The organism is Planctomyces sp. SH-PL14 (genome assembly GCF_001610835.1).
Taxonomy (GTDB): Bacteria; Planctomycetota; Planctomycetia; order Planctomycetales; family Planctomycetaceae; genus Planctomyces_A.
Genome location: NZ_CP011270.1, coordinates 4,718,079 through 4,732,918, shown reverse-complemented (window position 1 = coordinate 4,732,918; position 14,840 = coordinate 4,718,079). Strand labels below are relative to the sequence as shown.

Below are 14,840 nucleotides of genomic sequence, written 5' to 3'. Positions count from 1 at the left end.
AGGTTAAACACCAAGGCACCAAGGAGGCACCAAGAACACAAAGGGAGAAAAGAGGAGGGGGACGGGAAGTGGTCGATCGTGAGCGAGAGTGTTGAGGGCGCCGGCCGCTCCGAGGAATCCCTCTCCGTCTTCTTATTCTTGGTGACCTTGGTGCCTCCTTGGTGCCTTGGTGTTTAATCCTTCCTCTCAAGCGGCGAAGATTTTCTTGAGCCGCGGGTCGCTCGTCAGTTCGCCTTCTTTGGCCGGGGTCTCGGCGATCAGGCGGGCGATGACCTTGTCCGGCGTGATCCCTTCGCTCTCGGCGGCGAAGCTCGTGACGATGCGGTGCCGGAGAACGGGGGCGGCGAGGGCCTGGATGTCCTCGGTCGACACGTGGGCCCGGCCGTTGAGGAGAGCTCGCGTCTTTCCCCCCAGGAGCAGGAACTGGACTGCCCGCGGCCCGGCGCCCCAGCTCAGCCACTGCTTGACGAACTCCGGCGCTTCGGCCTCGTCGATCCGGGTCTGGCGGACGAGGGCGAGGGCGTAGTTCACGACATGGTCCGAGACCGGGACCTGGCGGACGATCTTCTGGAGTTCGAGGATCTCTTCGACGCCGAGGATCGGCGTGATGTTGTCCGACTGGATTCCGGTCGTCTGGAGGGCGATCTGCTTCTCTTCGTGGAAGCTGGGGTAGCCCACGAAGACCTTGAACATGAACCGGTCCTGCTGCGCTTCAGGCAGCTGGTAAGTCCCTTCCTGTTCGATCGGGTTCTGGGTGGCGAGGACGAAGAACGGGTCGGCGAGCTTGTGGCGGATCTGGCCGACGGTGACCTGCCGCTCCTGCATCGCTTCGAGGAGGGCGGCCTGAGTTTTGGGCGGGGTGCGGTTGATCTCGTCCGCCAGCACCATGTTGTGCATGAGCGGGCCCTGGATGAAGACGAACTCGCGCTGACCGGTCTCGCGGTTGGTCTGGAGGACGTCGGTCCCGGTGATGTCGGCGGGCATCAGGTCGGGGGTGAACTGGATGCGGCTGAAGCTGAGGGAGAGGCACCGGGCGAGGGTGCTGATCATGAGGGTCTTGGCGAGGCCGGGGACCCCTTCGAGGAGGCAGTGGCCGCGGCTGAAGAGGGCGATGAGGAGTTGGTCGATGACCTCGGTCTGGCCGACGATCACCTGGCTCATCTGTTCGCGGATGGCGAGGTAGGACTGGTTGAGTTTTGCGATCGACTCCGAGGTCACGTCCGACATACGCCGTATCTCACCGCAAATGGCAACATTTGAGAGCAAACCGAATCATCGTAGGGGCTGGACCAAGGCTGGGGGAAGGGCGCGGAGTCTCCCACCGACATCCTGCACCGGGTCCAGGGGCACCCTGGTGGGGGATGCAAGGGGGCAACGCCCCCTTGCCCGCCGGAGGCCCGTCTCGTCGGACACTGTCGGAAGGCGTGCGTGTCCAAGCGCGGACACCGTGTCGGATGCCCCCACATCAACCCGCGCGGATTGCAGAGCGAGCGGTGAGTTCTCAACGCCGGTTCCACAAAGCGGTTGTCCGTTGCTGACCACGGTTCCCCATGGAAGTGCCTCCGGCGGCAAGGGGGTGAGACCCCCTTGACCCCAGCTGCCGTCGCACGTTGGGTTTGAGCAATGGACGTCCGTCCGGCGAGGACGCGGTCCAGTTTCAGCGCAACTGCTCGACCACACTCGGCACCAGCCGTGTCGGCACCCCTCCGGTCAGCACCAGAACGATCGGGGGCGTCGCTTCGCCAAGCCCCTTGCGAATCCCGACCGCCACGTCCCGGAACGGCTCCAACCCCGCCGGAATCACTCGCCCGTTCCCATCTGCCAGGTCGCCGAGGATCACCTTTTTCCCTTCCGCCAGTCCGACCAGGTCCGCAATGTTTCCCACGTCCCGGAGGATCCCCGGCGGGATCGTCCCGAGGTACTGCCGCTCATAAGGCTCCGAGTGAATCCACGAGGCCATCGTCCGGCAGGCGGCTACCGTCTTGATCGCGGGATGCGCCGTCGCCGACGAGATCGCCACGATCCCTGCCGGGCCAACCCCCACGACGCTCACGGACCGGACCAATCCCGGATCGACCGACTCCATCGCCCGCACCAGCTGCCGGACATCATGAACCCATTGCCCCAGCAGCGGCCGCCCGATCCACATGGACCACTCCGCCGAATTGTGATCCGGCGCCCGCCCCACACCGTCCCGCGGCACCGCCAATGCCCCCGTCGCCCGCAGATCGCACGTCACCACATGGAATCCGCCCTTCTGAAGCTCCTTGTCCCACTCAGAGTCCTGCGTCTTCTTGACTCCCTGTAGGTCCAGCAGGATCACAGTCGGAGCCTCGGCCGCCTCGCTCCGGGTGATGCGGGCCGAAAGCGTCAGCCCCGGCTCCGGTGAAAACGTCAGCGTCGTCACGCGCCCGGAGTCCTCTTTCTGGACGCTCATCGGCCCTCCCTCGGGAGCGGCCAGATACTTCTCGCGGAAGATCCGCGCCCGCTCCTGCAGCGCCCCCTTGTCCTGCTTTGCGCGAAGCGCCGTGAGCACCCGCTCCCCCTCCCGCGCGGCGAACTGCGGCAGCGTCAACCAGTCCTTCGGCCGCGTCTCCCCGGGAAAGCACCGGATCGCCTCCGGATCCTCGAGCGTCATCTCCGGATCGGGAAGCGGCGAGCCATCCCCTTCGCCCGCGAGGTTGAGCTTCATCCAGCCATACATCGCCTCCCGCATCTCTTTGTTGTAGTCGTGCGGCGATTCAAAGACCGCGTGCTTCAACCGCCCCGGCTCCCCTTCGAGGGCATAGATCGTCTCGGTCACGGCGAGCGACCTCTTCGCCTCCCCGACCGAGAACTGGATCGCATCGCGCGTCGCGTTCACGACCATCAGCCCCCGCGGCGCCGTGAGCCCCAGCACCCCCCATTCCTCCGTGAACCGCAGCGCCCCCGGCACCACCTCGCACATGCAGCACGCCTGCCCAAGGTACGCCTGATAGTTCCCGACCGAACAGACCGGCACCGCCGATCCGAACCGTTCATCCCACGCGGCGGCATACATCGTCTGGTTGCCGCCACCGCTCGCCCCGGTGATGCCGATCTTGGCCGGATCGACCTCGGGCCGCGCCTGGAGATAGTCCACCGCCCGCGTGTTCTCGAAGACCTGAATCCCGGAGAGGGGAACTCCCGTTGGGAAGAGCGTCGCCGCCACCATCTCGCCGTGGTACTCCCCGAGAGCCGGTTTCAACCCCCGCTCCCCCGCGCCGAAGGCATCGACGGCCAGGACAAAGAAGCCATGCTTCGCAGCCCCGATGCACCGCGCCTGAACATGTGGGTCCTGCTTCGCCCCCGCCCAGTGCCCATGCACCTGCAGGATCGCCGGGAGACGTCCCTCGCGCTTCGGCACATAAGCATGCGCCGTCATCCACACCCCCGGCATCGTCTCCAGAAGCAGCCGCTCCAGCCGATACCCCTCGCGATCGATCGTTCCCAGGGTCTGAACCTGGACCTTCCCCCGCTCGAACGGAAACCCGCCCCAAGCACCAGAAAGATGATCCCTCAGCACCTTGTTGGCCGTCCGCCACTCCTCCAAAGTCTTCGGCCGCGGCTCCTCTTGCCGCAGAGCCCGCGCCTGCTCCCGGATGAACGCCAGGAACGGATGCGGCGTCTCTTGCGCGTCTCCGGACAAGACGCCAGCGATCACGAAACCCACAACCAGCACAACTCGCCGCAGCATGGCCACCGCCTTCAAGAGAGGAGAAGCAGGGGGAAACGAAGAACACGGCGCTCCGCCAGCGTAGCGCATCGAGCGAATTCCTCACAAGCGTCGCAGCCAGAGCCTCTTAGGGAGGCCACCGAGGCCCGCCCCGAAGGTCGCCGGCACCACGGACGCGGAACATCCGGGTTTCGTGACGTGTCCCGACCGTGCTTGTGTCGCGAGAGATTTGCGGTATCCTGACCCACCCGACACAACCCGGCCTCGCCGGGACGCGTCCTGCACCCCTAGCTCAATTGGATAGAGCATCGGTCTACGGAACCGAAGGTTGGTGGTTCGAGCCCACCGGGGTGTATATAGAGCCGCAACGACTTAGGTCGAGCGGCTCTTTTCATTTGGCGTTGGATGTACCTAGGTACATTTCGACGGCTGTATCCTGTTTGGACTCTCGCCCCTGCAGACTGGGACTCGCTCAGTTCAGGACTTTCCGGCCTCGACCGCTGGAGTCCGCGTTGACCCTGGTAACGATGAACTGCTCAATTGGCCTAGGTCCTCCAAGTGACAGCCACTCCTTGAGGACCCGCTGGTACTCGCGACCAACCGGGTGGTCGCACTTGTCGATGGCCGAGAGCTTATCGTAAGCCTCTCGGAACTCCTGCTCACTCGTCATGGTTCGCGGCACCCGTGTTCCTCACACATAGGGCCGCGTATTCACAGTTCTTTTGGCCGAAGGACTGCTGTGGAGAAACTCCCTGCTCTTTCAGGCGTTCAGGGGGCTTCCGAAATCCGTTGTTTATTCAGAGCCTCATTTCGACTGAATGTGAATAATCCGACGTGTCATCTCGCTTCGCCGATGTTGTCGTTGCGGATGACAGACAGATTCGCCAGAGGGGAGCCCGTGCGTCGTCGGCGATACACGTAGTTACGCGGCATGTGGCCCGAAGCCCACAGAGTGTGTCTGAGGCGATGTGAGAGAAGTTCGCCGCATAGAGCGTCACCAGCGCAACCTATCCGTAAGCTCATACGGGGAAATGGCTTATGCAGTGACGCCATTCGTGTCGCTCGACTTACCGTTCCCGTCACTGTACCGTCACGGCGGTTGAGTGAAGCAGCCATCGCAGCTGCCTAGATGAAAGGTGGTTACAGGTCACAAAAGTGTACCCACTTTTTGAGTCTGGCCGGTTTTGGCTGGAAATCGACCGTTCAGAAAAGCCGTGTTTTTTCTGGGGTTTTCGGGGTATCCCGCGGCCACCCGAAGCCCATCATGGCACTACGGAACCGAAGGGTCGGTGGGACGTCAAAGAGAAAGCCCGGCGGGGGTCAGGAGGACGACACAACCGACCGAAGACTCTGAGCGAGTGTCTCCCGAACGGCCGATGCGTCCCGAAGTCTGACTTCGAGCATCTGGCATGCAAGATCGAGCGGCAGGCACTCGGAGAACTTCAGGCCTTCAATGGCTCGGTCGTCAACCGCTGGACGGAGCTCGTCAACATCTCTTTCTTGAAGCTCGCTAAACGCTTTCTGCAAGTCGGTGAACTGAACCGATGGCTCAAAGACCAGCGAAAAGCTGTCGTGTTCGACGTGGCTGGTCGTCATCTGGGCTAACGAGTTGGCCAATGACGCGTTGGCGCGGCTTCCCGCGAAGTTCCACCAGGTCATTGTTCCGTCGGCCTCGGCAACTGCCGCCGTACTGTCGACTTCAAGCCACGGAAACCGGGACCGCGTGGCATTGACCTGGTCTTGGGCGCGACGTGACCAGTACTCCGCACTTGTGTCGCTCGCGAGGACACGCTTGATCGCCTGGGTCAGTTGATATCCGAGCCCTCCTCCCTCCCCCTTCCAGCGGCTGCGCCCCTTCTGATCTGTCACTTCGACGTACGCGATTCGCCGCTGCCAGTCGATGTGATTCACCAGCCAGCTGCGGCCGGCGAGCAGCAGAACGCGCGGCCCCTCCTGCTTCCCGAGGAAGGTTGTCTCATCGACGTAGCCAAGCTCCTGGCGTCCGTGGAGCACCGAGAACAATGGCGGCGACATGAAGACCGAGAATAGCTCCAGGAAGTTCCGGCGACCGTAAGACTCTTCACCCTCTCGCCCGAGCGACAGGATGCCCTCGTCATCAAACAGGATCTCCTTGGCCAGCATCCATTCGACGAGTTTCTCACGACTCGTCGCAGGGATCTGCCCAAAGCCCGGGACACCCTCGATCCAGCGGAACCAGTCAAATCGTCCGATGCCCGATTCCTGCAGCGCCAGGGCCATGAGCTGCTGCGACAGAATGTGGTAAGGAAGAGGCGGGGGGACGATCGGCTCGATATAGCCGTGTGACCAGAGATCGATCAGGCCCGCCCCCCGAATTAACGACTCCTCTTTGGTTGCCAGGAACAGGCAGTTGCGAGTGGTGCCCGCACGGCGTCCGGTCCGCCCCATCCGCTGAAGGGAGCTCGAGACTGTCCCGGGCGAATCGATCTGAATGACTCGATCGAGATTCCCGACGTCGATTCCGAGTTCCAGGACGCTGGTGGCGACGATGACACAGTCATCGCGTGACGTGAACGCCTCCTCGGACTGGTGACGTTGTTCGGGACTCAGCGAACTGTGTGTGACAAACGTCGCCACATCCAGTCCTCGAAGTGCTGCCCCGAGCTGCTCGGCCTGTGAGCGACTGTCGACGAAGACCAGTCGCTTCTCGCCACGATGCAGGCGCGAGATCACGACGGCCGCATTCTGCAGAGAACCGACGTAGTCGAGCGCCACCTCGGCCGGGCTGTCGCTTCCCTTCGGCGGCAGGAACACCGACCGGGTTCCACCGCACGATCCGGCCAGCCAGTCAACCAGCGTCTCGGGATTGCCCACCGTCGCAGAAAGTCCGACCCGCTGAATCTCACGGCCGGCGAGCCGCGAGATGCGCTCGAGGACTGAAAGCAGGTGCCAGCCCCGGTCATCTCCAGCGAAGGCGTGGATCTCGTCGATGATGACAACGCGAACCTGGCCGAAAAGCGTCCGGGCGTCGACATTCCTCGAGACGAGCATGACTTCCAGCGACTCGGGCGTCGTCAGCAGGCAGTCGGGCGGTTCCCGCTGGATCCACTTTCGGGTCGTCTGCTTGATGTCGCCGTGCCACAGGCCCGACCGGCGTCCGAGCAGATCGCAGTACCTCCGCAGGCGTCCGTCGATGTTGTTCAGCAGGGCCTTGATGGGACAAAGATACAGGACGCTCAGGCCCGTCCACCCCTCGGTCAACATCCGGGACAATACCGGAAAGAGCGCGGCCTCGGTCTTCCCCCTCGCGGTCGGTGCCAGCACGACGAGGTGCTGACCATCGAGCATCGGCCGGATCACGGCATCCTGGAACGGCCGCAGTTCTCGCCAGCCGAGGCTGTTGACGATGTGGTGTTGAACCGCGGGATGCAGTTGATCAAAGCCGCTCACAGGTCCAACTCGATTTCGTCGACGCTTCCAGCTCCCATGGCCTGGCGTTCGACAGATGTCATCTCGGTGTCCGAAATCGTCAGGGCGTAATGCTCCCGCGGGTCGAAGTCGGAAAACTGGTCGATCCGGTCCAGCACATCCGCCACGAGCTTCTTCAGGAAGATCCGCGGCGCTACTCCCACTTTGCCTCCGAGCTTTCCGGCGACCCCCTGTGCGAGATCCCGCACGTAGCTGTCGTCGCAGAGGGACGCGATCCGCTGCGGAGCCCCGGCATGCTGCTGGTAAGTGTCCCGGACCTTGCATCCGACCAGCACCAAGCGGTCGAGGCTGAACGCCGGCAGGCGGACCTGAATCGCCCGGGGATTGTCGAACCGGGCCTCGGTCTTGAAATCGACATGCAGTCGCTGGGCGAGCGGTTCCAGTCGCTGAATCCCCTGGGGACCCTCATAGAATGTCGGGGTGCCGGTAATCGCCAGATAGAGGCCCGGAAAGCGGCCCGAATCTACCTCGTCGATCATCTGGCGGAGGGCGTTGAGGCTCTTGTCCCGAACATCGCTCCGGACCCGCTGTACTGTCTCGACCTCATCCAGGACAACCAGCAGGCCCGGGTGACCGGAATCGCGGAGGACAAGCAGCACTCCCTGTAGAAAGCTGAGCGCGCCAAAGTGGTCGATGTCCCCTTTCACTCTCCCCAGCCGCTTGGCAGCCGCCGCGACATTCGGCTGGCCCGACAGCCATCCCAGCAGTCCCTCCGCCGCCGCGTGATCCCCAGCGGCCCGGGCTTCGCGGTAGCCCCGGAGGGCGGCACTGAACATTGGCGCCGCCCGGGTGACGTTGGCCAGCCGTTGCTCGAGGAGGTCGTTCGTCCGGGCCATCAGGGCCGTGGCGTCGTCGGCCGAGACCGTTCCTTCGGCGAGGATGTCCTCCTCCAGCGTGAAGAACCAGCCGTCGATGATCGTGCGGAGAGCTCCCTGCGGTGTCCCTGAAGTCGCCAGGCGCTCGATCAACCGGCGGTAAACCGTCTCCAGACGATGCAGCGGCGTCTCCGTCTCGGAGACCTGCACTTCGGCAGTCGCAAACCCGAGCTGGCGGGCTCGGTCCGCCAGCCACCGGACGAAGAACGTCTTGCCGCACCCGTACTCACCCCGGATCGCCTTGAAGACCGCCCCCCCCTGGGCGACCTTGTTTAGATCTTCTTCGGCGACGTCCGCGAATCGCTCGAGGCCGACAGCGAACGTGTCGAGGCTGCTCTGCGGCACGGTCCCGCGACGGAGCGCGTCGATGATCTCTTCCCGGCGTTTGACGCTCAGCGCCATCGGCTACTCCTACACCAGGTCAAACTGCTTGAGGAGCAGATCATGGTTCAGCTCGATCGTGAAGGACGCAGGGTCATAACTCAACACCTGATAGCCGTCCACGTTGAGCAGCCGGCTCATCTGTGCCAGCAGCCCCGACACCCGCAGTTCGGGCAGTGACAACGCGCGGGCGAGTGCGAGCGAGGTCATCCTCCCTCCGCGTCCATCGAGCGCCTGGAGAATCCGCTCCACCAGAACGGGATCCCGCAGGCCGCGCGTCGCGAGGGCCTGCTGCTGTTCGTAAACCGGGGACTTCACGAGTCGAGAAATCCAATCCGGCGAGTTCGGCATGACCGGTCCGGCGGGGACGGGTCGAGCCTCGGCTTCCATGTCAAACAGGGTGCCTGTTGCGGACTGTTTTTGAGGCTTTAGGGGAGGCGTCTTCTGCGTGGGGGTCGGGGTCTCGGCGAGCGACTCATCCCACCAGCACGGCAGATCGACCGGCTGGAGCTGCCACGCGCCCGGGAGCTTGTCGGAGCTGGAGAGCACGATGACTGGCACGACCATTTCCTGGGGCGAAAGCCCCCCGTGATATCCGTGCTGCTTGCCGCCGTAACGGACCCGCTCGCTCCACGGTGCCGTCAGCCTCTGCCCGTCGACGAGGACCCGCGAGCCGCTGATCGCAAACTCATCCGCCTGAGGCCGCTCGACGGTCGACTTCCAGCGGGCGCCCCGGGCCTCGGAAACCCCGTCAGGAGTCCGCTGCACGGTCTGGAAATCGAGAATGTGACCGTGATCGCTCAGCAGAACGACCAGCCGCCCTGAGGTGCGGGCCTCATCGAGCAGGGCCGGAAGAATGTGGAGCCTGTCCTGCGTCCAGTTGATATCGAGCTGGTCCCCCTTCGCCAGATAGTCATCAATGGCGTTGACCACGACGCCCACGACCCTGCGGTGGGAAGACTGGATCGCGTCCCGGACCTCCTTGGCCAGGCCGGCGTCATCGGCCTGCTTGAGCGACGCCTTGTGAAAGAGGATTGGCGGGTTCCCGGCACGGCAGTGCCTGACCAGCGACGGAAGCTCGGCAAAACCGGGCTTCTCGATTTCGGCCGTACCCTTCTGCAGGTTTCCGCAGAGCAGACTCGTCCGCGAGAACTCCGTGATCGACGGAAGGGCTGCGAGCCCGGCCCGGTTGTGAGATCGTCCGGGCTCGGCGAGCGGCAGCCAGCCGTTCTGCAGGAGGTCTGTCACCAGCTCCCGTCCGACGGCCATACTCATCCCGTCGACAACCAGCACGAGCACCGGGCGCTCGGCCGCTAGCGGAGCCACAACCTCGTTGAGAATCCGTTCGACCGGCAGAACCTCGTCCCCCTGCGAACCGGTCGCCGTCCAGTCGACGAGCAATCCAGCGAACTGCTTCGCCTGCCGTTCCCGAACCTCGGTCACCGCGGCAAACAACCGGGCATAGGCCGTGGAGAGCGGGGCGGAGGAATCGCCGGTCACGAGGGTGAGGCGGGCCCAGTCCACGAATCCCCCTTCTGTCAGGTGGTCCTCCGCAGCCTCGCGTAGCGAGCGCGGGCCGGGCCCGGCCGTTCGTTGAGCGGAGAGCCATCGGACAAGACGGAGCGCCATCTCGACCCGGCCCAGCCGGCGGCTTTCCCGTGCGGCGTAGTCGTGGTCCCGAATCTCGTCGCGCGCAGCAGTGAGCTTCTCGAGCGAGCCCGGGGATCCCTTGCGCAGGACCTCGGCCAGGTGCTGTCCGTACGCGGCCAGTCGCTGGTCATACCCCGCAGGAGACGTCTTGCTCAGGCGGGCAGAATCGATGGCGCCGAGTTCCTGCAGAAGTTCATCGGCCCGGGCCAGCAGTTGCCGTGCACGGTCTGCGTCGGTGTGGCGGATGGCACGCACCACCTCGGTCGCCGCCGCCCCCCAGCTTCGCATGAGGTCAGCGGGAAGACTCCGGTTGCCCAGGTAGAGTCCCTCGAGCTTTCCGATCGCCTTGTCGAGCAATCCGGTCGATGAGGGATGAAACAGGACGACAGCGGCCAATCCGATCGGCACGGCATCCGGATGGTCCCAGCCCGCCATGGAGGGCAGCAACACGCCAACCACCGGTCCGGCGCTGTCGATCAGCCACTCGGTCGCAGCCTTACGGAACTCCTCCGACAGGTGCTTCCATTGCCCGACGGCGGCCGGCGTCAGGGACCACCGCAGCAGGGCGGTCAGGTCGGGGATGTCCGCCACGAGCGCCAGCTTCTGCCTCAACAGCAGCGGCCAGACCGTTTCGGCGTCGAGAAAGGCACCCCGTGCGGCGGGGTATCCCTCACTCGGAATCGATTCGAGGAGGAGGTCCGCCATCCACCGATGCCGCGCGAGCCGTGGATCGACCGCCTGAGCCTGAAACAGTGTCCGCACAATCTGCCACGCCTCGATCTGAACGAGCCTCTGCTTCGCCAGTCGAACCCGGATATCGTCGCTCAGTTCACTGTCTTCCAGCGGCGTCAGCAGGACCGTGATCGTATTGGTGTCCGCCGGGGTGCGGAGAGCCAGCCGCAGGGCCAGGGGCGAATCGCATTGCCGGATCAGGTAGGTCTCCCCTCCGTGGTGGTTCAGGCTCTCACCAGTCCAACGACCGGTCGAGTGAATGCCGATCGTCCGTGCCTGATTCGGCTTCTTGCTCCTGCGGATCGCGGCCACCTGGGCACGGATCTGGCTGAAGGTCGGATTGGCGACGCTCATGGCGTCCCTCCTTCCTCAATGAACCAGTCCAGGTTGATACGGAGCGTCTGCTTTGGCTGGAGGGCCGCCTTCGCCTCCGACAACAACTTCTGCGCGGCTTCGGGCGACAGATCTCGACGCGATTCCTGGCGAACAGTTCGCTTTCCGGGTTTCGGCTTGATCGTCTCCTCATCCAAAGGCTTCGGATCGAGGGGAGGCGGACGATCAGTCAGCAGCTGTAGCGCCCTGGCGTTGGCCCCCTTCAGAGCCGGCGCCAGGGGGACGGCGTGCTCGTCACTGCGGAGGGCCTGTCGCACCGATTCCACAAGAGTCTGAGCGGCGGCCTGCCGCTCGCCGGTCAGCCCGCGAACCGCTTCAATCAGCGCCCAGCCAAACGTGTCCAGGTTCCCTTCCAGCTCGCCGGCCCGCTTGAAACACTCAGCCATGGCGGACTCACTCGTATCGATAGTCGCCATGGCCAGCACATCGACGACATGGCCGTCCTCAGCGGCGATTAGTTGCTCGATCAGGGCGAGCGTGGCGGTCGCAGTCCGACCACGGTCCGTCTCCTGGAGAGTCAGGCCGAACTTCGGCAGCCGCTCCCGCAACTGTTGCAGGTACTTCACGCAGGAGGGCCGTCCCCCTCGGGCCTGCTGCTGCAGTTCGCCATTCAGGCGACCAACATTGGCCGCGTTCCGCAGGCGCGAGACCCCGGAGCCGAAGAGATTGCCTGCCCGCGCGAGGGCGCCCTCCCAGCTAGCTTCTTCCGGCAGGTCGACACTTCGCAGCTCGCACTCATCGGGAAGCGACTGCAGTGTCGCACCGTCGTACGGCCCGCCATGCCGGTAGAGCGACTTGTCAGTCTGCGCGGCGTAGAGCAGGATCAACAGGTTCTGCGCCTCCTTCGACAGCCCCATCGGCTTCGGTTCGTCGATCCGGCGTCGGAGCTGTCCGACGGTGATCCAGGGGGTACCCGGGTCGAGCTGGGTGCGGCCGAAATGTGACTTCCAGTGCTGCCCCAGGATCAAGTGTGTGGCGTCGACCCCCATCTCTCCGAGCAGCAGCGGATTGGCCACCTGGCGCAACAGGGCCCGCTGTGGCTTGTCGATCGGCAACCGGCCATCGGGGACCTGCGTGGCCGGCAGGACCAGTTCGTAAACCTTCTTCAGGACGCTCGGCTTGATCTCGGCGTCGAAATGCGGCGCGCCGGGGAACTCGTGCGTCAGGGCCTGGCTCAGCAGGTGATCCGCCGCATCGCGCAGGTTCACTGCCACAGGGGGTTGCGGCGCGAACGCCGGATCGAGCGACACATAGTGCTCGCTCAGCTCCAGATCATGCGTCGTATCGAGCGATCCGGGCGTCACTTCGGTCAGGCCATAGGCGGCATCGAGATGATTCTGAACCCTCTGCTTGAGAACGCCCCGCTGACTCTCGAGTGTCGACTTGGCGACCAGCCGGTCCCCGGGCGAGAGATGCGCCGAGTAAGTACCGAACCGCTCCCCGGTCAGCACATGGTCCAACAGCACGAGCATCCCCAAGTCCTTCTGGGCCTCGGCGCTGAAGAAGGACGGCACCCAGCACAGAGTCTTCGATCCCGCCGGATGCGTCTCCGAAAAGTTCTTCAACACGATCAGGTCATGGCGCGGAGTCTTTCCTGATTCGTCGAAGGGGAAGTCGATGACGAGCTTCCAGTCGCCCGAGGAATTCTCGAGCGAGCCCGGGGGAAGCTCGCGGATGTTCCTGAACAGGATCTCCGCCCGCCGCGGCGTGTTTCGCCACAGGAACTCGTGGTATTGCTCGAACTCCCCCTCGCCCGTGACGCCGAGCTGCTCGAACAGCATCTGCCGCACCCGCCGGATGCGGTTTCCCTGGTTGTCCTCGCGCCGGGCCTGCGCGATGATCCCCTCGACGTCGACTCCCGAGAGCTGCACGCTGATCGTGGGGTTCGCTTCCTCCCCGATGCGGATCTCCCCCGCGTCTCCCGCCCAGTTCCGGCAGCGCCGGAGCACTTCCTGCGCTTCGCGGCCGGGGATCGGCGTCTTGATCGTCCCGTGGTTCAAGGCCGCCAGCTTCTCGGCATTGAGCCCTCGCAGGGCTTCCACATTGGGGACCAGGGCCGACAGCAGAAGCGTCTTCACCAGCCGGTCGTCGTTGCGGAAGGCGGCCCGCTTCGGGTCGCTGAAATCGAGCGTCTCCAGCTCGTCCCGGCGGGCTCCGTGCGACCGCTCCAGCAGGGGCAACAGCTTCTGATGGTACAGCCGCGTGGCATTGTCGAAGTGGATCGCCATCGCCGGGCTGAAGGCCTCGTCCCCATGGGCGACTACGTCGAACAGGTCGCCGACGGGGATGATCTCCCCGACCTGCAGCGTCTCCCGCTGGTCGACCATCAGCTGCATCATCACCTTGAGAGCGGTCCGCTCCCGCTGCAGCATGCTCGAGACCGCAATCAGCGTCTGCACGAGTGCCGGGCTGAAGGGGTACACCTTGCGGAACATTTGCTTGTCCCCGGTCTGGGTCAGCAGGATGTTCATCACGTTGTCCTTCATCCGTGCCGTCACGTCGAACGCGGCGTCCAGCTCCTGCCGGGCCGCGGCGCTCTTCACCTTCAGCACTCGCTTCTCGGCGATCGCCGGCAGGTTGCGGTCCTCCAGGGTGATCGTGTCGAACCGCCCCTGCTGAAAGTCGAGCGAGTCCCCGAAGCTGAGCTGCTGGGCCCCTGGCACGTGGTTCCCTACCAGCTCCCGCAGGTCCCGCTGACGGGCGACGAAGCTGACGAGCGGAATGGGCCGGTCGGCCGACTGGGCCTCGACGAGGTTCGTCAGCTTTGCCGCCTCGCGATTCACGAAGCCGAGGTCGGTGGCGTGCGTTGCCAGCCAAAGGATCAGTTCGTCTAGAAAGAGGATTAGCGCGTGATAGCCCAGGTCCGAGGCGTGCCGACTGATGACCGACAGCCCCTTGTCGAAGCGGATGAAGTTTCCGCCCCGGTGCGTGATGACTTCGGCATGCGACGTGGCCACGGTCTTCAGCAGCGTACTGACGAGCAGCAGATGCTTCTCCGAATCGGGGGGGGCAGCGGCCGCTTTCTCGAACCGGTCGGCATCCCAGGCCTCGGTCAGGTCTCCCCAGCCGCCGCCGCTGCTGCCGGCAAGGCCCGTGTTCAGCCGACGGAAGAACGGTTCATCCCCGTAGCTCTCCCGCTCCTGCCGGGCCTGCTCGATGATCGCTGCGGAGGCATACACCGGCGGAACAGGGGCCTCCGGATGCCTCTGCCGCATGAACTCGACATAGTTGCCGAGAATCCCCGACTCCGTGTCGTGGGCGGTCAGCATGTGGAAAGGGACAAGTAAAAACTTCTTCCCGGCGAGCCACTCGTTGTGTTTGCGGATGACGGTTGACAGCTCGGGGATGCCCCGGGCGGCGGGGTTCCCCTGCAGGATCAGGTGCAGCACCGCCATGAAGTGGCTTTTCCCGCTGCCGAAGCTGCCATGCAGGAAGGTCGCCTTGCTGGTCCGACCCTGAAGGCCGCCGCGGATAAAGCCGAGAGCCGCATCGAAGCATTTTTCGAGCTCGGGCGTGACGACATACTCCCGTAGCGTCTCCTGCGGGTCGGTGACCCCCTCGGTCAGCTTGAGAACGAACCGGTCTTTCTCGACGCGCTCGGGGATGTCGATCAGGTCTTTGATGAGCGTCATATCAGGCAATCTTCT

General features: G+C 64.4%; 7 protein-coding genes and 1 tRNA gene. 1 reads left to right on the top strand and 7 read right to left on the bottom strand.

The features are described from left to right. Positions 1-186: 186 nt before the first annotated feature. On the bottom strand, positions 187-1,227 hold the full coding sequence (locus tag VT03_RS18155; RefSeq protein ID WP_075094288.1) for an AAA family ATPase: 1,041 nt from the start codon (positions 1,225-1,227) through the stop codon (positions 187-189). A gap of 430 nt (positions 1,228-1,657) precedes the next feature. Continuing rightward, positions 1,658-3,715, bottom strand: coding sequence for an alpha/beta hydrolase family protein (locus VT03_RS18150; protein WP_075094287.1), 2,058 nt, complete (start codon positions 3,713-3,715; stop codon positions 1,658-1,660). A gap of 260 nt (positions 3,716-3,975) precedes the next feature. Here VT03_RS18150 and VT03_RS18145 point away from each other — a divergent pair. Further along, a tRNA-Arg gene (locus tag VT03_RS18145) sits at positions 3,976-4,049 on the top strand. 117 nt (positions 4,050-4,166) lie between these two features. Here VT03_RS18145 and VT03_RS18140 read toward each other — a convergent pair. The 5 genes from VT03_RS18140 to VT03_RS18120 all read right to left on the bottom strand — a co-directional run bounded on the left by VT03_RS18140 (position 4,167) and on the right by VT03_RS18120 (position 14,825). Beyond that, a complete protein-coding gene (locus VT03_RS18140; protein ID WP_075094286.1) occupies positions 4,167-4,364 on the bottom strand; it encodes a hypothetical protein in 198 nt (65 codons plus the stop codon). 650 nt (positions 4,365-5,014) lie between these two features. Beyond that, positions 5,015-7,123 carry a DEAD/DEAH box helicase gene (locus VT03_RS18135; RefSeq protein WP_075094285.1) on the bottom strand — a complete coding sequence of 703 codons (2,109 nt, stop codon included), beginning with the start codon at positions 7,121-7,123 and terminating at the stop codon, positions 5,015-5,017. Beyond that, on the bottom strand, positions 7,120-8,439 hold the full coding sequence (brxD, locus tag VT03_RS18130) for a BREX system ATP-binding protein BrxD (protein WP_075094284.1): 1,320 nt from the start codon (positions 8,437-8,439) through the stop codon (positions 7,120-7,122). The genes VT03_RS18135 and brxD overlap by 4 nt, the downstream gene beginning before the upstream one ends. 9 nt (positions 8,440-8,448) lie before the next feature. Continuing rightward, on the bottom strand, positions 8,449-11,154 hold the full coding sequence (gene pglZ, locus VT03_RS18125; protein WP_075094283.1) for a BREX-2 system phosphatase PglZ: 2,706 nt from the start codon (positions 11,152-11,154) through the stop codon (positions 8,449-8,451). Further along, positions 11,151-14,825 carry a phage resistance protein gene (locus VT03_RS18120; protein WP_082846329.1) on the bottom strand — a complete coding sequence of 1,225 codons (3,675 nt, stop codon included), beginning with the start codon at positions 14,823-14,825 and terminating at the stop codon, positions 11,151-11,153. Before VT03_RS18120 ends, pglZ begins: the two co-directional genes overlap by 4 nt. Positions 14,826-14,840 lie beyond the last annotated feature (15 nt).